The sequence below is a fragment of the Acinetobacter ursingii DSM 16037 = CIP 107286 genome, assembly GCF_000368825.1.
Lineage (GTDB): Bacteria > Pseudomonadota > Gammaproteobacteria > Pseudomonadales > Moraxellaceae > Acinetobacter > Acinetobacter ursingii.
Map to the genome: position 1 here is coordinate 1091601 of NZ_KB849717.1, position 18426 is coordinate 1110026.

General features: G+C 41.0%; 16 protein-coding genes and 4 tRNA genes. 7 read left to right on the top strand and 13 right to left on the bottom strand.

The window, feature by feature from the left end:
* Window positions 1-370: 370 nt before the first annotated feature.
* Genes F944_RS12640 through F944_RS12650 form a run of 3 tightly spaced genes read left to right on the top strand, consistent with a single transcriptional unit; the run spans window position 371 to window position 2556 of the window.
* Entirely contained in the window at window positions 371-838 is a 468-nt protein-coding gene (locus F944_RS12640; protein ID WP_004991239.1) for a regulatory sequestration protein YfiR, read from the top strand.
* 6 nt (window positions 839-844) lie between these two features.
* Window positions 845-2062, top strand: a complete 1218-nt coding sequence (locus F944_RS12645; RefSeq protein ID WP_004991241.1) for a diguanylate cyclase DgcN/YfiN — start codon at window positions 845-847, stop codon at window positions 2060-2062.
* Between the two features lie 14 nt (window positions 2063-2076).
* Window positions 2077-2556: an outer membrane lipoprotein YfiB gene (locus F944_RS12650; RefSeq protein ID WP_004991242.1), complete on the top strand. Its 480-nt coding sequence runs from the start codon at window positions 2077-2079 to the stop codon at window positions 2554-2556.
* Window positions 2557-2680: 124 nt separating this feature from the next.
* Here the strand turns inward: F944_RS12650 and F944_RS12655 are convergent.
* From F944_RS12655 to secA, 8 genes are all read right to left on the bottom strand, one after another.
* A tRNA-Pro gene (locus tag F944_RS12655) sits at window positions 2681-2757 on the bottom strand.
* A gap of 18 nt (window positions 2758-2775) precedes the next feature.
* Window positions 2776-2851 (bottom strand) — tRNA-His (locus tag F944_RS12660).
* A 34-nt stretch (window positions 2852-2885) separates the two neighbouring features.
* A tRNA-Arg gene (locus tag F944_RS12665) sits at window positions 2886-2962 on the bottom strand.
* A 72-nt stretch (window positions 2963-3034) separates the two neighbouring features.
* Window positions 3035-3111: transfer RNA gene (locus tag F944_RS12670), tRNA-Pro, on the bottom strand.
* A gap of 132 nt (window positions 3112-3243) precedes the next feature.
* Window positions 3244-4308 carry a quinolinate synthase NadA gene (nadA, locus tag F944_RS12675; protein ID WP_004991243.1) on the bottom strand — a complete coding sequence of 355 codons (1065 nt, stop codon included), beginning with the start codon at window positions 4306-4308 and terminating at the stop codon, window positions 3244-3246.
* A gap of 155 nt (window positions 4309-4463) precedes the next feature.
* Window positions 4464-5696, bottom strand: coding sequence for a bifunctional glutamate N-acetyltransferase/amino-acid acetyltransferase ArgJ (gene argJ / locus F944_RS12680; RefSeq protein WP_004991244.1), 1233 nt, complete (start codon window positions 5694-5696; stop codon window positions 4464-4466).
* A gap of 131 nt (window positions 5697-5827) precedes the next feature.
* Window positions 5828-6199: a hypothetical protein gene (locus F944_RS12685; protein ID WP_004991245.1), complete on the bottom strand. Its 372-nt coding sequence runs from the start codon at window positions 6197-6199 to the stop codon at window positions 5828-5830.
* A 163-nt stretch (window positions 6200-6362) separates the two neighbouring features.
* The gene (secA, locus tag F944_RS12690) at window positions 6363-9074 is read right to left on the bottom strand and encodes a preprotein translocase subunit SecA (protein WP_004991246.1); all 2712 of its coding nucleotides are present in this window, start codon (window positions 9072-9074) and stop codon (window positions 6363-6365) included.
* Between the two features lie 362 nt (window positions 9075-9436).
* Here secA and F944_RS12695 point away from each other — a divergent pair, with 362 nt between their 5' ends.
* The 3 genes from F944_RS12695 to F944_RS12705 all read left to right on the top strand — a co-directional run bounded on the left by F944_RS12695 (window position 9437) and on the right by F944_RS12705 (window position 11876).
* On the top strand, window positions 9437-10078 hold the full coding sequence (locus tag F944_RS12695; protein ID WP_004991248.1) for a peroxiredoxin: 642 nt from the start codon (window positions 9437-9439) through the stop codon (window positions 10076-10078).
* A 398-nt stretch (window positions 10079-10476) separates the two neighbouring features.
* Window positions 10477-11295, top strand: coding sequence for an MBL fold metallo-hydrolase (locus F944_RS12700; protein ID WP_004991250.1), 819 nt, complete (start codon window positions 10477-10479; stop codon window positions 11293-11295).
* Window positions 11292-11876: a dual specificity protein phosphatase family protein gene (locus F944_RS12705; RefSeq protein WP_004991252.1), complete on the top strand. Its 585-nt coding sequence runs from the start codon at window positions 11292-11294 to the stop codon at window positions 11874-11876. Before F944_RS12700 ends, F944_RS12705 begins: the two co-directional genes overlap by 4 nt.
* Before the next feature lie 32 nt (window positions 11877-11908).
* Here F944_RS12705 and F944_RS12710 read toward each other — a convergent pair whose 3' ends face one another.
* The 5 genes from F944_RS12710 to F944_RS12730 form a co-directional block, all read right to left on the bottom strand.
* Entirely contained in the window at window positions 11909-12973 is a 1065-nt protein-coding gene (locus F944_RS12710) for an SPOR domain-containing protein (protein WP_026039845.1), read from the bottom strand.
* A complete protein-coding gene (folC, locus tag F944_RS12715) occupies window positions 12964-14250 on the bottom strand; it encodes a bifunctional tetrahydrofolate synthase/dihydrofolate synthase (protein WP_004991255.1) in 1287 nt (428 codons plus the stop codon). The genes F944_RS12710 and folC overlap by 10 nt, the downstream gene beginning before the upstream one ends.
* A complete protein-coding gene (gene accD, locus F944_RS12720; RefSeq protein ID WP_004991256.1) occupies window positions 14247-15143 on the bottom strand; it encodes an acetyl-CoA carboxylase, carboxyltransferase subunit beta in 897 nt (298 codons plus the stop codon). The genes folC and accD overlap by 4 nt, the downstream gene beginning before the upstream one ends.
* Entirely contained in the window at window positions 15140-15943 is an 804-nt protein-coding gene (gene trpA, locus F944_RS12725; RefSeq protein WP_004991259.1) for a tryptophan synthase subunit alpha, read from the bottom strand. The genes accD and trpA overlap by 4 nt, the downstream gene beginning before the upstream one ends.
* A gap of 445 nt (window positions 15944-16388) precedes the next feature.
* Window positions 16389-17417: an AraC family transcriptional regulator gene (locus F944_RS12730; protein ID WP_004991262.1), complete on the bottom strand. Its 1029-nt coding sequence runs from the start codon at window positions 17415-17417 to the stop codon at window positions 16389-16391.
* 117 nt (window positions 17418-17534) lie between these two features.
* On the opposite strand from F944_RS12730, the gene F944_RS12735 reads away from it, so the two are divergent.
* The gene (locus F944_RS12735; RefSeq protein ID WP_004991272.1) at window positions 17535-18410 is read left to right on the top strand and encodes a metal-dependent hydrolase; all 876 of its coding nucleotides are present in this window, start codon (window positions 17535-17537) and stop codon (window positions 18408-18410) included.
* Window positions 18411-18426: the final 16 nt, after the last annotated feature.

Genomic DNA, 18426 nt, shown 5'->3' on the forward strand with positions numbered 1-18426 from the left:
TAAAACTCATTTTACTCAACCAAAATATCAATCAAATCCCTCAAGACCCAACCAACACCCTGTTTTTCAACAAGTTTTTATCCGCTTCACCGCCGATGAGTGCGCATTCTACAGCATTCTACAACCAACGCAACCCCTTTTTTTAAAGATTTCACTCCTTCGTCTATGTTTTGATCATATTTGACGGGTTTGATTGTTATTTGCACCAATCAGCTTAATTTAGAAAACAATTCAGCATTTTTTATTATTTTCGTTAAAAATATTTAGAACTTTTTTTAAACAGCTAATTTAAGTAGAATTAGACGACGGTTGCATATTTATAAGTTTTATTGACATGTTTTACAGTATAAGAAGAAGTTTAGCTGTTGCTATGGTCATCCTAATGGCCTGTGAAACTGTGCCCGCTGTTTCTGTCCATAATGCTTATAGCCTGACTTTAGCCATTTTAAGTTATAGTAAATGGCCAAATAATATTACACCAACCTTATGTGTCATTGATAATCCTGTTGCAACGGCAGCGTTTCAAAGCCAAGTCAAACAATCTGCTTATGAATATCATATTCAAGGGCTGAGCGCGGTCAATTTTTCGAAATCTCAATGTCAGGCGGTTTATTTTTCTAATCTCACGCCCCAACAACAGCAAAATTTAGTGAATGCTTATCCTCAAAGAAACCTATTATCTTTTAGCAATAATAATCCTGATTGTGAAACCGGAAGCATTTTTTGTTTATACACGCAGCGCGGATTAACCACCTTCAAAGTTAATCTCGATGCTTTAAGTTATTCTCAGGTTCATATTGATCCTCGAGTACTACTTTTAGCTCGCAATGCGGAGTAAGGAGAAATGATTTCAAATCTGTATAAATCTAAGTCTTTACATTCTTTATTCCGCAAATCTCAGGCAACGATTTTTGCCATTACTTTTTTTATCTGTACATTCACGTTTGTTCTTATTTCAATATTTACCATTGAAACTTATGCCAAACAAAATTTGAATATTTTAGGGTTGACCGTGAGTGAACGGATTCAGCCTGCACTGGTTTTTAAAGATCAACTCACATTACAACAAATTTTAAATGAATATACGGAGCAGCATTCGATTCGTACGATTCATATTTATGACAAAAATCATTTAGAATTGGCATCGAGTTCAAAACCCCCTGTTTATTATAGTCAGCTCCAAAGCTTTTTAGATTATGTTTTTCTAAAAGATCCTATTAAATTAACAGTTTATCATCACAACAACAAAATTGGTGAGTTGGTTCTTTTTGGAAGTTCAGAAAAAATTATTCAGTTTATTATTACCATTCTAATTGGCCTTGCGATTGCCATGATTTTTATTGTCATTGCGCTATGGTGGTCAACCAATATGACCTATCGTTATATTATGCAATCCATGCGCCCATTGACTCAGATTGCCCAGGTCGTCAGCGATCAAAAAGCATATAACCTACGCTTTCCAAATAATAATATTAAAGAGTTTCAAGATTTAAATGATGTATTTAATCAATTATTGGAAGAAATTCAAACGTGGCATACACATCTACAAAATGAAAATCATCAATTATCATTTAAAGCACATCATGACCATTTAACCCAGCTCCCAAATCGAAGCTACTTTTATCAAGAACTGGTTGATTTATTTGAAGATCACCAGAAACGGCAGAATTCCGCTTTGATGTTTATTGATAATAATAATTTCAAACAAATCAATGATCAATTTGGACATCTAGCAGGTGATGCCGTGCTAGAAGAAATGGCGAAGCGTTTAAAATCAAAGCTGAGACATCAAGATTTTATTGCACGTTTGGGTGGAGATGAATTTGCCGTCATTCTGCAATCCATTCACCAAGTTGAACACCTGATTACGATTGCTGAAAATTTAATTGCCAGTAGCAAAGCACCGATTTTATTTGAAGGGCAATCTATTGAATTCAGCTTTAGTTTAGGCATCGCATTTTCAAGATTCGCTACTACGCCAGAAGATTTGATCATGCAAGCCGATCAATCGATGTATAAAGCAAAACATTTAACTCACCACTGGTTTATTTATAAACCTTAATTTTGGAATTCCATATGCTTAACCACTCCCTGAAAATTTCATTTTTAGCAATGATTTGTATTGCTCTTTCTGGTTGCTTAAGTTTTGGCCCATTAAAATATAAACAAGTCCGTATGTTAAAAAAGGAAGGATTCGTACTGACCGATGAAGGCTGGACACTCGGTTTACCAGAACGATTGTTATTTGATTTCGATAAAACAGATATTCAACCTGCACATGAGCAGGAAATTTCACGTTTAAGTCGTCAGTTGCAAAAATATGATTTGCAAAAAGTGAAAATCGTTGGACATACCGACAATATTGGAGCTCCTCAATATAATTTGAAGTTATCCCAAGAACGTGCACAGAGCGTTGCTAATATTTTCATAGCGCATGGTTTTAAAGTACAAAATATACAGATTGTTGGTCGCGGTGCTGAACAACCTTTAGTACCCAATACGACTGAAGAAAATCGTGCTGCAAATCGTCGTGTTGCTGTAATTATTATTCCTTAAACTTAAAATTTTCAAATCTCCATGACAATCATGTGGTGGAGATATTTTGAAAGGAAGAAATTTCTGACATAAAAAAACCGCATTTAAGCGGATATTTTATCTATTTTAAAACTTAAGTTTTAAATGGTCGGAGCAGTAGGATTCGAACCTACGACCCCCTGGTCCCAAACCAGGTGCACTACCAGGCTGTGCTATGCTCCGATACTCTCTTTAAAAGAGTGGGGTGAATGACGGGATTCGAACCCGCGACAACTGGAATCACAATCCAGGGCTCTACCAACTGAGCTACATCCACCATAAAATTTGATTCTTAGTACCAAGCTACCGAATGGCGCGCCTGACAGGATTCGAACCTGTGACCATCCGCTTAGAAGGCGGATGCTCTATCCAACTGAGCTACAGGCGCGTAACCGATGATATGTCTATCATGCGATATTTCGCCGAATTTAAAATATCAAATACATCACAATATTTTAAATGGTCGGAGCAGTAGGATTCGAACCTACGACCCCCTGGTCCCAAACCAGGTGCACTACCAGGCTGTGCTATGCTCCGATCTATCTCAGCTTTTGCTATATCGCACATCGTGCGGTACGGTGTGCATTCTAGGCGCGGCGTGTGATTACGTCAACACCTAGAATTAAAAAAAATTAAAAATCCTTATCGAATGTATATTTAAGCAGCATTTTAGCGTTTTAGTGAAGCACTAAACGCCAACATCCGATCCAGAGGAAGTTTAGCCCGTTGTGCCAAAGCAGCGTCGACGTGTATTTCCTGATCGGCATGTTGTAATACATGCAGAATTCCATCCAGCTCATTCATCGCCATCCAAGGGCAATGCGCACAAGAACGACAAGTCGCGCCCTCACCCGCAGTTGGTGCTTCAACTAAAATTTTATCTGGAACCGCTTGTTGCATCTTATAAAAAATACCACGATCCGTAGCGACAATTAAACGCTGATGTGGCAATGTTTGTGCGGCTTTGATCAGTTGCGAAGTACTACCCACAGCATCTGCAATATCCACTACCGATTCTGGAGATTCAGGATGAACCAACACAGCTGCATCTGGATACAGCGCTTTCATATTGGCGATACCACGAGCGCGGAATTCTTCATGTACAATACAGGCCCCATCCCAAAGCAACATATCAGCACCTGTTTTCTTTTGGATATATCGCCCCAAATGTTGATCTGGCGCCCAGATAATTTTTTCACCCAAACTGTCTAAATGCTCAATAATTTCTACGGCACAACTCGATGTTACCACCCAATCAGCACGTGCTTTCACTGCGGCAGAAGTATTGGCATATACCACAACAGTATGATCAGGATGCTGATCACAAAATGCAGTAAATTCATCCACAGGACAGCCTAGATCCAGTGAGCAAGTGGCTTCCAAAGTGGGCATTAAAATGGTTTTTTCTGGAGACAAGATTTTAGCCGTCTCACCCATAAATTTGACACCTGCAACCACCAATGTGCTTGCAGCATGGTCTCGTCCGAAACGTGCCATTTCCAGTGAGTCAGAAACACATCCACCAGTCAGCTCTGCTAGTTCCTGTACATCGGGGTCACAATAATAATGTGCGACAAGTACCGCATTACGTTTTTTGAGTTCTGCTGCAATTTCCGCAAATTTTGCCTGTTTAACATCTGGACTTAAGTGTTGATCTTTCGGCTCACCTAAACGATCTAAATGCGCCTGCACAATGTTTTTTGCGTCGTTCGCAATTAAATTCGCACTACTCATAAACGTCTTCTCATCCTTTTGCATACGGGCTGGCATGCTTGTAACGTTACATCACAAGTTACTGGCTATGATTTGATAACTTGAGAACCAAAAGCGGGCAGTTAAAAAAGCCTCCCAGAGGAGGCCTGATTATAGCTTAAATTATAGCGAAATATTTAAGATCGGTAATCTGCATTGATTTTGACATAATCATAAGACAGATCGCAGGTATACACAGTGTCCTTCGCCTGACCACGCCCTAAATCAACGCGTATGGTAATTTCTTTCTCTGCCATCACCGCAGCACCCATTTCTTCGGTGTAATCAGGATTTGCACCACCATCGAGACAGATTTGCACATCACCCAACCAGACCTGAACTTTGCTGCTATCCAAGTTTTGAATGCCCGCTTTACCAATCGCCATGACAATCCGTCCCCAGTTTGGATCGGAAGCAAATAAAGCGGTTTTGATCAGCGGTGAGTCTGAAATGCTATACGCGACGTCACAACATTCTTGGGTATTGGCTCCACCCTCGACAGTCACAGTGATGAATTTAGTAGCACCCTCGCCATCGCGCACAATCAATTGTGCCAAACGATTCATGATACGGGTGAGTACATCAAGCACCACGGTATAACGAGCATCATCGCTAGACTCTATTACATTTCCACCCGCCTGTGCTGTGGCAACAAAAATGCAAGAGTCATTGGTAGAAGTATCACCATCAATGGTAATGCGGTTAAATGAATGCTCGACTGTGGTCTGCAATAACTGTTGAACCATTGCTTGGCTGATCGGCGCATCGGTTGCAACAAAACTCAGCATGGTTGCCATATTGGGACGAATCATCCCAGCACCTTTACTAATACCAGTCATGGTATAAGTGATACCATCGAGTTCAAACTGTTCAGACGCCCCTTTAGGCACGGTATCCGTGGTCATAATGCCAAAAGCAGCATCTGTCCAACTTGCTTCATCTAATGTGTCCAACGCAGGTTGAATGCCATTTAATAAACGCTCAATCGGAAGCTGTTCACCAATCACGCCTGTTGAAAAAGGTAAAACCTGATGAGGTTGTACATGAGCCAGTTCAGCCAGTTTGGCACAGGTTTTAGTCGCATTTTCTAAACCGAGTTTTCCTGTTGCAGCATTGGCATTACCAGTATTAATAATGAGATAACGCGGCTGTTGTGCGGATGAGCTTTCATTTAAATGTTTTTTGCTGAGTAAAACGGGCGCAGCAGCAAAAGCACTTTGGGTAAAAACACCCGCAACCTGCGAACCTTCAGCAAACTCGAATACCACTAAATCTCGTCGATTGGGATAACGCACATACGCTTGGGTTGAACCAATTTTTACACCCTTTACCACATGCATATGCGGCATTGTTACGTCACCAACAGCCATTTTGAATATCCGATGAATTCGTTATAGAAAAAGAAAAGCTTAGTTCAAAATAACATAAAAATCGAGCGTTCAAACTCACTTTACAGCAATAAAAAAACCAGCAATCTTGCTGGTTTTTAAATTTTGACTTTTTAATTGGCCGCAAGTTGAGCAGATGTCCCCAATAAAGCCTGCTTGGCTTTTTCCTGACTCGCCGCAGAGAGCGCAGGGTTAGTCGCAACAATGCGACTTACATTTGCGGAGTTAGCAGCACTAATCGCCGCTGTTTTAAAAATAATAGGGCGAGTTCCCGTATTACCCAGCGTATAGCGAATTCCTGTTCTTGGACTGACTAAAGTCGTCGTTTGATTCTGAACAGTTGCTTGAGCTGTAGTATTACCTTGTGCAGCCATTACCTTGTCAACAGTCGTGGTTTGGATTGGCTGTGCATTTTCTGTTGCAGCAAATGTAAATGCTGGGATCGTTAAGGCCGTCATTACTAATGTTTTTAATACTTTTTTCATTGTCTTTACCAGTTTTCACTTCAAGATGTGCAAGTAAATACCATTTAATCGAACAAACTGCAAATACTATTCACAGCTTGCAACATCTCGTAAAAAAAGCAGAACATAAATGTTCTGCTTTTTTGAAATCACTCTCTTTTATGGCAAGATCTTTATCTCACGATTAAATACGACCATGACATTGTTTATATTTGAGTCCAGATCCACATGGGCATGGCGCATTACGGCTCGCAGGTGGCGTAATTTGCTGCTGTGGTGCTTGTTCTTCAATCTCGTGATGAGTCACTGTTCCAGTTAAGCCGTCAACTTCATCATGTTCAAAAGATAAGCGCATCGCTTCTGCTTGTTGCTGCTGTTGAGCTTCAAGTTCTGCCAGTTCTTCTGGTGTAGGAATGTGAACGCGAGACAAATCAGTTACGACGTCAGATTTAATAATGCCTAACATATTAATGAACAAGTTAAAGGCTTCTTTTTTATATTCCTGTTCAGGATTTTTCTGAGCATAACCACGTAAATGAATCCCCTGACGCAGATAATCCATCGCCGCCAAATGGTCTTTCCAGTGGCGATCCAGTGAATTCAACATAAAGTGACGTTCAAGCGTAACGGCGGTATCTGTTCCCATTTGGGTGCGACGCGCTCGATAGCGATTAATTACTTCATCAGTAATTCGTTCTACCAACCCTTCTTCATCTAGACGGCGATCATCATTGAGCCATTGTTGAATTGGCAACTCAATACTGAGGTCAACGCGCAAGGCATTTTCCAAACCCTCTACATCCCATTGGTCATGGATCGATTCAGGTGGAATAAAATTCGCAATCATGCCTTTCATGACATCACGATGCATTTCTTCGATATAATCTTGCAGCGTGCTTTCAGCTAAAACTTCATCACGTTGTGAATAGATGATCTTACGTTGTTCGTTATTGACATCGTCATACTTCAATAAGTTTTTACGAATATCAAAGTTACGTGCTTCGACTTTGCGCTGTGCATTTTCAATCGAACGGCTCACCATTTTATGTTCAATGGCTTCATCTTCTTTGAGACCCATGGCACGCATCATACCAACCACACGGTCACCTGCGAAGATACGCATCAAATCATCTTCAAGTGATAAGTAAAAGCGCGATACCCCAGGGTCACCCTGACGGCCAGCACGACCTCGTAACTGGTTATCAATACGGCGTGATTCGTGACGCTCAGAACCCACGATATGTAAACCGCCTGCATTCAGCACGGTTTCATGATCATGTTCCCATTCTGCTTTTAAGCGCGCTTCATCTTCAGGCGTTGGATTTTCAATTTTAGCTAGCTTGGCTTTCCAGTTACCACCCAAAATAATATCCGTACCACGACCAGCCATATTCGTTGCAATCGTGACTGAATCTGGACTACCTGCCTGCGCAATAATATCCGCTTCACGTTCATGTTGTTTCGCGTTAAGGACTTCATGCTTAATGCCTGCCTGAGTCAACTTATGCGATAACACCTCACTGGCTTCAATGGTTGCCGTACCCACCAAAATTGGTGCACGGGTTTCCTGAATACGTTTAATTTCCTGCACAATCGCATCGTATTTACCGTTACGATTCAGGTAAATTAAATCATTTTGATCTAAACGAACCATTGGACGATGGGTTGGGATAATCACCACATCTAGTCCATAAATTTCTTTCATTTCCGCTGCTTCAGTATCAGCAGTACCTGTCATACCTGAAAGCTTTTTGTATAGGCGGAAATAGTTCTGAAAAGTGGTTGTTGCAAGTGTTTGGTTTTCTGGCTGAATTTCCAAACCTTCTTTGGCTTCGACTGCTTGATGCAAACCTTCTGACCAACGACGACCTGGCATGGTACGCCCAGTATGTTCATCGACGATGATCACTTCACCATCATGAATAATATAATGAACATCGCGGTGATATAAGAAATGCGCACGAATTGCGGCAGTCACATGATGCACCAGACTTAAATTACTTGCAGAATATAGGCTTTCACCTTCAGCCAATAAACCCATGGCAATCAGTTCTTGCTCGACAGTTTCAAAACCCACTTCGGTCATTTCAACTGAACGCTGTTTTTCATCAATCCAGAAATGTCCGCCATCGGCCACTTTTTCTTCTTTTTGCGCACGAAGTTTAGGTGGAATGTTATTGATCGCAGCATAAAGTTGAGAAGAATCTTCGCTTTGCCCCGAAATAATCAACGGTGTACGCGCTTCATCAATCAAGATCGAATCGACCTCATCGATAATCGCATAATTCAAACCACGCTGTTTTTTCTCTGGCAGTGAAAACACCATGTTGTCACGCAGATAGTCAAAACCAAATTCATTGTTGGTACCATATGTGATATCCGCTTGATAAGCTTCAGCTTTCTCAACAGGAGACTGCATAGAGTAAATCGTACCAATGCTCAATCCCAAAAACTCAAACAATGGGCGGTTGAGTTCAGCATCACGCTGCGCCAAATAGTCATTGACCGTAATAACATGGACGCCTTGTCCACTTAAGGCATTTAAATAACAGGCCAACGTACCCATCAGGGTTTTACCTTCACCTGTACGCATTTCTGCGATTTTACCTTCGTGTAAGGTAATACCACCGATTAATTGCACATCATAATGGCGCATACCCATGACACGTTTTGCCGCTTCGCGACATACGGCAAAAGCTTCTGGCAATAATTTATCCAGACTTTCACCATTGTTATAACGTTCTTTAAATTCTGGAGTTTTTGCAGATAAGTCTGCATCGCTTAGTGCTGATATCGTCGGCTCGAGCGCATTGATTTGATCAACAATTTTACGCATGCGTTTAAGTTCGCGCTCATTTTTTGTACCGAAGATACCTCCGATCAGACTTGCCAACATGAATAAACTCTCTAATCCTGTTTGTTATAAGGTCTGTTAATAGCAACAAACCCTAGGTCGGTTAATTTTTTCTTAGCTGTTATTATGGAGTCACAAATAAGAACTACAAGGGTTTTACGCCCAAACAGCGAAAAAATCTGCTAGATGACTCTAACATTGCTTAACCAAAGAGCGTTAATGTAGCAAATTTGCATTTAACTTACACCGATTTGCATGCGATTTTCTGATCTATTTTTGAATCAAGCCCCTATTCTATATCTTAAAAATTCATAACAACATGCGAAAACAATAATTTTAAACGCAATAAAAAAACTGCATATTTAAGGTCATACAACACATCACAATATTATGAGGTTTTTGCAATGAGCTTACGTTTAGGTGATACCGCCCCTAATTTTGAACAACAATCCAGTGAAGGAGAGATTAATTTTTATGAGTTTTTAGGTGACGATTGGGCAATCTTATTTTCACATCCTGCGGACTACACGCCTGTATGTACCACTGAACTTGGCTATACCGCAAAACTTAAAGATGAATTTGAAAAACGTGGAGTCAAAGCGATTGCACTTTCAGTGGATGATGTTGAATCCCATCAGGGCTGGATTAAAGATATTAATGAAACTCAAAACACCACAGTCAACTTCCCGATCATCGCCGATAAAGATCGTAAGGTTTCAGAGTTGTATGGATTTATTCATCCTAATGCCAGTGAAACCACTACAGTACGCTCGCTTGTGATTATCGACCCCAATAAAAAAGTTCGCTTGATTATTACTTATCCTGCGTCAACAGGTCGTAATTTTAATGAAATATTACGGGTCGTAGATTCATTACAACTGACAGACCATCATAAAGTCGCAACTCCAGCAAACTGGCAACAAGGTGAAGATGTGGTGATTGTGCCTTCACTCAAAGATGAAGAAGAAATCAAAGAACGCTTTCCGAAAGGCTATAAGGCCGTCAAACCTTATCTAAGATTGACACCACAGCCTGAGAAGAATTGAAACATCGTTTCAATTCTTCGCAAGACAAGCAAAGCGCGTAGTCTAAGAACAAAACTCTTAAAGTCTTCAAAAGGAGATGAACAGCTATGCTGTGAGTGAAGAGGTTAAAGCAACGCTTTAATTTTGTGCAAGACCAGCGAAGCGCGTAGTGTTTGAATGTGATACTTCAATTTTTATCAAAACAAGCGCAGCGCATCATTTAAGATAGTAAGTCTTCCATGTTTTACAAGCATGAAGATTGCATTAAATAATAAAAATAAATCTCAAAACAATAACTCATATCACCGTTTCTCCACCCAGTACCCATCGTCATGATGGGTACTTTTTATAATGAACAGATTTGGTAAAACTCACAGACTAGGTTATAAAGAAGATAATATCCTAAAAACAATAAATTTATGATTCATAACATTCATCATTTGCATTGCGGTACGATGTGCCCTGCATGCGCACCTCTAGTCAGTCAAACAGGCTTACAGGCACATATTATTTGTCATTGTTTATTGCTTGAAACTGATCGTGGGTTGGTGTTGATTGATACGGGTTTAGGTTTACAAGATTATTTACACACTCAGCAACGACTGGGCAGACTCATCCATCAATTTGGAAAAATTGAAATCAATGTGCAACTCAGCGCTGTTCAGCAAATTCAACAACTCGGACTTAATCCTAAAGATGTGCAGCATATTTTTGTGAGTCATCTGGATTTTGACCATGCGGGTGGTATTTCTGATTTTCCCCAAGCCACGGTACATGTGCTGGCATCCGAATTTAATGCCACACAATCATTGTCTTTTAAAAATCGTATTCGTTATAAGAACAACCAATTTAAGCAGCATCGTCTTTGGAATTTCATTGAGCATACTCAAGGAGAAAGCTGGTTCAATCTGGAAAAAGTGATGGGGTTGCCATTATTTCAGGATGAAATTTTAATGATTCCTTTATTAGGGCATTCGGCTGGACACTGTGGCATTGCGATTAAACAAGCAGAGGGCTGGATGTTATTTTGTGGGGATGCCTATTTTTCACATCAGGAATTAGACTCCAAACAGAAACTGAAAGGACTACATGTATTTGAGAGTATGCTCGCGTATGACAATAAAATGCGTTTAGCCAATCTCAAACAACTCCAATATTTAGCTCAACATGAACCACACATTGAATTGATTTGTGCGCATGATATTCAAGAATTTTTACGCTATCGACCATTATCATGAAAAAAACCTTATTTTCTCCCCTATTGATCATACTCACTTTAAATCTATCAGGCTGTATTACCCATCCTTCGCTTTCCACTGAGCAACGACCACCACATTGGGGGAATTTGCTTCATGCAGAGCATAATTTTTATAAAATTAGCCATGATCTGTATCGCAGCGAGCAACCTTCACAAGCACTAATACCTGAATTACGACAACAGCAGATTCAGACCATCATAAATTTACGCAATCGTAGTGATGATCTCAAAGTGCTTGATCCACACGAATTTAATTTAGTTCATATCCCGATTCATACATGGGCCATTAATCGAAAAGATTTACTAGAAGTGATGCAACAGATTCAAATCGTAAAACAAAATCATCAAAAGGTTTTATTGCATTGCTATCATGGGTCAGATCGAACAGGTGCCAGTGTGGCAATGTATCGAATTATTTTTGAAAATTGGTCGATAGAAAATGCTGTACAAGAAATGAAATACGGAAGTTACGGCTATCACCCCATCTGGGTAAATATTGAAAAAATATTTACGCCTGAAAATATAAAATGGATTCGGGAGCAACTCGCGAATCCATCTTAAATCATCAGCAAGAATAACACTGCCAAAAACACTTAACGCTGATCGAGTGGAATCCAGTCGATCACCCAAGCAGATTTCATATTCAAACTGCTATCTGACACAATTTTCTTCCGTGCAGCATCGGCAGTTTCGCGGCTTTTAGATGGCCCCACCATAATTCGAATGCCTTTAGAAGTAGGGCTGGTGGTGACTTTATAGCCTTTAGCACGAAGTTTGGAAACCACTGCATCTGCATTGGCTTGGTTGGCAGCTAATGCCACTTGTACCATCCAGTTTTTATCGCCATTTTCCAACAAATCACGTGCTTTATCAGCTTCTGCTTTTTTCTTGGCGTCTTCTTCGGCTTTATGCTTTTTCTCATCCGCTGCTTTTTTCTCAGCTTCAGCTTTACGTTTATCTTCAGCCGCTTTCTTCGCTGCTTTTTCCGCGTCTAACTGTCGCTGTTTTTCTTCAGTTGCCTTTTTCTCTGCGGCAACGCGCTCTTGCTCAGCTTTACGTTTGGCTTCGGCTTCTTTCTGCTTTTTCAATTGATCGGCTTTCTGCTGTTCAGCCAGCTTTTGAGCATCAGCTTGTTTTTTCTGCTCAGCCAATCTTTTCTCTGCATCAAGTTTTTGCTGTTCAGACTTTTTTTGGTCTGTGGCTTTTTGTGCAGTATTTTGCGCTGTATTTTTTGTTTGATCCGTGATTTCTGGCGGAATATTGTCTGAACTTTCCTGAGCAGCATTACGACGCGCATTGATCGCTGCATATTCTTCTGCGGCTTTACGCGCGGCTGCGGCCTCGGCCTGTTGTTGTTGCGCTAGAAAGTCTGCGGCACGAGCTTCTTGTTCTGCCACCGCTTTTTCACGCGCACGGCGCTGTTCTTCAAGTAAACGCTTTTCCGTTTCAACATCAACTGCAAGCGGTTGTAACTGAACCATTTCGCCCGCCTGATTTGAACGATTATTGTCCTTTGCAGGTTGTTCGACTTTTGGTTGAGTTTGAACTTGCGTTTGGTGTATTTCTTCTTTTCCTTTCAGGAGTAATGCTGCCAATAAAACACCACCACCTAATAAAACAACACCGCCCATCCAGCGCTGTTTGTTATTCATTGACATTGTTCCAAATACTCCCACACCGCTTCTAATGTATGAAACGAACCACAGACTAAAATTAGCTGATTATTGTTGGTTTGCTCAAGTGCTAATTTAAACGCCTCTTGGATACTTTCAAAGCTGTCTACTGTCTCACCTTGTAATGCATCCATCAATTGAGATAACGGTGCAGCACGAGGAATATTTAACGGCGCAATTTTCCAATTCAAAACAGTGAGTTTTAATCGCTCTACCACTGATTTTATATCTTTATCGGCCAACATTGAAAATACAGCAACAACTTCTGTGTACTGTTTATTGTATTCCAAGAAATTTCGCAATTGCTTTAACAAAAATTCTACACCATGCGCATTATGCCCAGCATCAAAAATAACGGTTTTATTTGCGATGACTCGCTGTTCAAAACGACCCGCCAATTGGGCTTTTTTGATTCCGCTGCTCAATGCTGCCTGAGAAATATCTAAGCCACTTAACAGTACAGCCGCAACCGCAGTCGAAATATTTTCCAGTGCCAGGGAACTCAGTGGAAGTTTTAATGTGGTTCCTGATGATGCAAAATTCCAACTCTGACCATCACCCGCAGCTTGATAAAAATAATCTTGTTGTGCCACATATAATTTGGCGTTGACTTGATCGGCCTGAGTTTGAATCGCGTGTGGTAAATCTTGTAGACCAGCAAAAATGACAGGAATATCGGGACGCATAATCCCTGCTTTTTCAAACGCAATTTTTTCAATGCTATCGCCCAGCCAATCGGTATGATCTAGACCAATATTGGTAATCACGGCAATATCGGGATCAATCACATTCACGACATCAAGCCGACCGCCCAAGCCGACTTCAAGTACCCAGACATCACATTGTTTTTGTTTAAAAATAACAAAAGCCGCTAAAGTCGTGGCTTCAAAAAAGGAGAGGCTTAATTCACACTGACGGCGCGCTTGATCAACTTCTACAAAAGCATGAATTAAAGTTTGGTCATCAACTTCCTGACCCTTTAATTTAACCCGCTCGTTAAAACGATAAATATGGGGCGATTGATAAAGGCCAACCTGATAACCCTGTTCATTTAAAATGGAAGCTAACGCGGTCGTCGTTGATCCTTTACCATTGGTTCCAGCCACGGTAAATACTTTGGCTTGTGGTTGCATGACACCCAGAGCCTCAGCCACTGGAATCACACGTTCCAGACCTAAATCAATCCCTGTAACGTGAACATGGCCCCAATAATCGAGCCATGTATCTAAATCATCTGTTATTTTTGGAGCATCAGGTTTCAAGGTAAGTTCATCAATTTCGCCACGATACGGGATACAGTATCACGTAATGCATGTCGATGAACAATTTGATCGATTACCCCATGATCAAGCAAATATTCGGCGCGCTGAAACGGTTCATCCAGTTTTTCACGAACGGTTTGTTCGATGACGCGCTTACCCGCAAAACCAATCATAGCTTTCGGTTCAGCAATATGTACATCACCTAGCATTGCCAAAGATGCTGTGACACCGCCATAAACAGGATGAGTCAAAACTACAATGTAGGGTAAATGAGCATCTTTCATTTTCTGAATTGCAGCAGAAGTACGTGCCATTTGCATCAGCGACAACATGCCTTCCTGCATACGTGCACCGCCAGAAGCAGCAAAACAGATTAAAGGTTGTTTAAGTTCAATTGCACGTTCAGCCGCTTGAACAAAGCGATCACCTACAACTGTCCCCATTGAACCGCCCATAAAGTCAAATTCAAAGGCACAGGCGACCATTGGGATATGATTAAGACTCCCCTGCATCACAACCAAAGCTTCTGTTTCACCCGTTTTGCTTTGTGCTTCACGCATACGCTCAGGATAAGGCTTACTATCGACAAATTTAAGTGGATCTTTGGCTACAAATTCCTGACCCAGTTCGGTTTGGATCTGATCAAAAAACCATGTTAAACGATCACGTGCTTTCATACGCAAATGTTCATCACATTGTGGACAAACATAGGCATTGAATGCGATTGCAGTACGTGTCACCAATGCATGACATTCAGGGCATTCAATCGTTGGCTCAGTAAATGTTGCCTTAAGCACTTGTTGCTCATCAGGCGTGTGGATGCCAGGAACATGACGTTCAGTCCACGGCGTCGATGGGCTAAGAATTTTCCCTGATTTCACTTCTTGATTCATACTAACTCGTCGAGCGCAGCTCGAAGCTCCTTGATTTTATTGACCGTTTGTTCAACCGCTTGGTCGATTGCCAATGTAGCAAAAGGTTTAACTAAAGCACTTCCCACAATTACCGCATCGGCAACCTGTCCCATAGCCTTTGCAGATGCTGCATCACTAATTCCAAAGCCCACACCTACTGGTACATTGGTATGTGTTTTGATCTTGGCAATCCGTGCCGCAGCTTCAGCCGTGTCTAGGGTTGCTGCACCTGTTACGCCTTTAAGTGATACATAGTAAATAAAGCCACTGGCTTGTTTTACGACATGTTGAATACGCTCATCGGTTGAGGTTGGTGCAAGCAAAAAGATTTGGTCCATATCATGCTGTTTCAGCACAACATCCAGATCTTGAGCTTCTTCAGGTGGCATATCCACCAAAAGAATGCCATCTACACCGCACGCTTTCGCTGTCGATACAAACTTTTCATAACCAATGACTTCAACAGGATTTAAATATCCCATCAATACCACAGGTGTTTCTGTATCTTTTTGACGAAATTCCTTGACCATATTCAGTGCATCAAGCGTATTGGTTCCACCCGCTAACGCGCGTTCAGCCGCAAGTGCAATCACTGGCCCATCTGCCATTGGGTCGGAAAAGGGTAAGCCCAGTTCAATCACATCCACACCTGCATCGACCATTTTATGTAATAGTGATACTGTGACCTGTGGCTCAGGATCGCCCGCCATCACATAAGAAACCAACGCTTTACGTTGTTGGGATTTAAGCTGTTCGAAACGAGTGGCGAGACGTGACATAGGGTTGTGCTTTCCTTGATTTTATAAACTGAGGAGTTGTTTGTAGAAATACAGAACACCGCATTGTAACGCTATTTTTTGTCCATTGAACAGTCTTCACGTTGCTATGTACGCTGTTGTTGTGATTCCCTACAACCCAGAGCGTACATTTATCAATATTTTGCTATTTTTCTCAATGATCAAAGCTTCCTATTTTTTAATGTTCTTTCAAGCAATAAAATATGAAATTAAATTAAAATTTATTCTAAAAATGATCTAAAAAACAAAAATATAAACAACATCAGCAGACCATTGCAGCGATTTCTGGCTTTATAAAAAACATGGCAGTTTGATATATCTGGTATAAAAACGGATGATCGAATCAAGTACTTTTGCAGTTGTCTACGTAAAAAATTCAGTCCATTCTCAGGGTGTTTATTTGATTCAGCGCGACTTATTCATTACCTTACAGTTGTTTTAAAAACTGTTTTGGTGTTTGTCCTGTCCATCGTTTAAACGCTCGACCAAAAGCACTTTGATCGGCATAACCCAACAATGTCGCAATTTCGACCAGTGAACGTCCTTGTTTTAAATAAGTTTGACTTAAATTTAGACGATATTCGTCCAGAATATCCTGAAAATTAAGCTGATAAGATTTGAGCTGCCGTTGTAAAGTTCGTTCAGAATAATGCATTTGTCTGGCGACATAATCCTGAATGACTTCATTTTGTTGCTTTAATGCCTGTTCAATAAAACCCCAGACTTTTTGTTTTAATAACTGCTGTCGGTGCTCAAACGTATCCGTTTGTTGTAAGGACTGTTTAGCTTGAGTGGATAACACCTGATTAAGTTGTTGATCGGCAGCAAAACTTCGTGCTTGTAATACCTGTTGATCAAAACAGATTTTATATTGACCCACATACAGCTGAATTTTACAGCCAAAAAACTGCTCATAATGGCTTAATGAGAAATGCGGGGGCAGTCCTAACTGAATCAAACGAGGCGGGATCAATTGTTCCTGCGCAATCAGTTTCGAAATTCTAAAGATTAATGACAAATTCAATTCATAAATTTCACGATAATCCTGATAATTTGCGCTCCACATGATCTGAATCTGTTGATCCTGCTCCACAATTTTGAGCTGCTCCAGATTGGTTTGTTGAAACAGTAAGGGATAATATTGTTCAAGCAAATACATCGCCTGTTGTAAGTTTAAACTGGTGGATGCCAGATAGCCCATCATCCCCGCGTCCTGCAAACTGGCTTGTTCAGCCATAACCAAACTAATCGGACGTTTAAAATACCGCTGGAGTTGCTTCATCAACTGTAGATAAACTGTTAAATCGAAACCCTGTTCAGCATCGTTATTCAATGCATCAGTCAATTGTTGCCATTGCGACTGTTGTTCTGAACCACTCAGCAGAGATTCCAGTTGATAATGCTGCAAGACGCGATGCAGAAGGCGTACATATCCCACTATTATTTTTACTGACATTGCGACATCCTTTTTGTCTCATGTCGCTATTTGTATAAAATATGGCAACAACTGTCAAAACAAAACGGATGATTGTCGCCATACTAAAATCATTGTTTCAACCGAGAATTAAAACAAATGAATGCCCATGTACAATATCAGGTCGATCCCGTGGTGCGCAGCAAACTAGACTTTAAACTTGAAGATGTTCCTCGTTTTTGGTTTGCAGGTGATCCATTTCGAACCCGTGTGTTTGATGCACTGAGTCTGACTTTTCCAGATGGCGAACGTTATTTTATCGAGTGCGTCCGATTATTTCGTGACAAGATTCAGGATCCTGACTTACAGGCAAGAGTGGCTGACTTTATCAAACAAGAAGCTCAGCATGGCATTGCCCATGACAAAATGAATCAACTCATGAAAGAGCAAGGTATGCCCGTTGAGCAATTTACGACCACGCTCAAAAAGATTTTCCGCTTTGAGCTCATCAAACGTTCACCACAATACAATATTGCCATGACTGCGGCGGCAGAACATTTGACTGCATTGATGGCAGAAACCTTTTATAGCAAAAAAGCAACGCTGCAAGAGGTTCACCCTTATGTTCGGGCTTTGTTGGCATGGCATTCGATTGAGGAAATGGAACATCGTGATGTGGCTTTTGACGTGATGCAACAGGTCGGAGAAGTTCCCGAAGTCACACGTAAATTTGCGCTGGCGATCACCACCGCTTTGATGCTCGGCTTTACGTTATATCGTGCCAATGTGATGTTACACTGTGACGGCTTTAATGGTCGGCAGCGTTTGCAATTGTTTCGTAAAGGCTTACCGTGGTTTTTAGGTCGTAAGGGAATATTAACGGCGATGAAAAAGGAATATCTGGACTGGTATAAATCTGACTTTCATCCCAGCCAGCATCCAGTGATTCATCAATACGATGTCTGGGTCAAAACCTACGAAGAAACTGGTGATCCTATTTTAGCAGGTCAAGCGTTTTGGGAAGCAGGCTATTAACGCCTGCTGTTAACTC

What these genes read in the sequence shown, in the direction of transcription:
- nadA (WP_004991243.1), bottom strand. Translation starts at nt 4,308, where the DNA reads ATGAGTAGTGCGAATTTAATTGCGAACGACGCAAAAAACATTGTGCAG.
- F944_RS12695 (WP_004991248.1), top strand. Translation starts at nt 9,437, where the DNA reads ATGAGCTTACGTTTAGGTGATACCGCCCCTAATTTTGAACAACAATCC.
- F944_RS12650 (WP_004991242.1), top strand. Translation starts at nt 2,077, where the DNA reads ATGCTTAACCACTCCCTGAAAATTTCATTTTTAGCAATGATTTGTATT.
- F944_RS12700 (WP_004991250.1), top strand. Translation starts at nt 10,477, where the DNA reads ATGATTCATAACATTCATCATTTGCATTGCGGTACGATGTGCCCTGCA.
- argJ (WP_004991244.1), bottom strand. Translation starts at nt 5,696, where the DNA reads ATGGCTGTTGGTGACGTAACAATGCCGCATATGCATGTGGTAAAGGGT.
- F944_RS12710 (WP_026039845.1), bottom strand. Translation starts at nt 12,973, where the DNA reads ATGTCAATGAATAACAAACAGCGCTGGATGGGCGGTGTTGTTTTATTA.
- accD (WP_004991256.1), bottom strand. Translation starts at nt 15,143, where the DNA reads ATGAATCAAGAAGTGAAATCAGGGAAAATTCTTAGCCCATCGACGCCG.
- F944_RS12705 (WP_004991252.1), top strand. Translation starts at nt 11,292, where the DNA reads ATGAAAAAAACCTTATTTTCTCCCCTATTGATCATACTCACTTTAAAT.
- F944_RS12685 (WP_004991245.1), bottom strand. Translation starts at nt 6,199, where the DNA reads ATGAAAAAAGTATTAAAAACATTAGTAATGACGGCCTTAACGATCCCA.
- secA (WP_004991246.1), bottom strand. Translation starts at nt 9,074, where the DNA reads ATGTTGGCAAGTCTGATCGGAGGTATCTTCGGTACAAAAAATGAGCGC.
- F944_RS12730 (WP_004991262.1), bottom strand. Translation starts at nt 17,417, where the DNA reads ATGTCAGTAAAAATAATAGTGGGATATGTACGCCTTCTGCATCGCGTC.
- F944_RS12735 (WP_004991272.1), top strand. Translation starts at nt 17,535, where the DNA reads ATGAATGCCCATGTACAATATCAGGTCGATCCCGTGGTGCGCAGCAAA.
- F944_RS12640 (WP_004991239.1), top strand. Translation starts at nt 371, where the DNA reads ATGGTCATCCTAATGGCCTGTGAAACTGTGCCCGCTGTTTCTGTCCAT.
- trpA (WP_004991259.1), bottom strand. Translation starts at nt 15,943, where the DNA reads ATGTCACGTCTCGCCACTCGTTTCGAACAGCTTAAATCCCAACAACGT.
- F944_RS12645 (WP_004991241.1), top strand. Translation starts at nt 845, where the DNA reads ATGATTTCAAATCTGTATAAATCTAAGTCTTTACATTCTTTATTCCGC.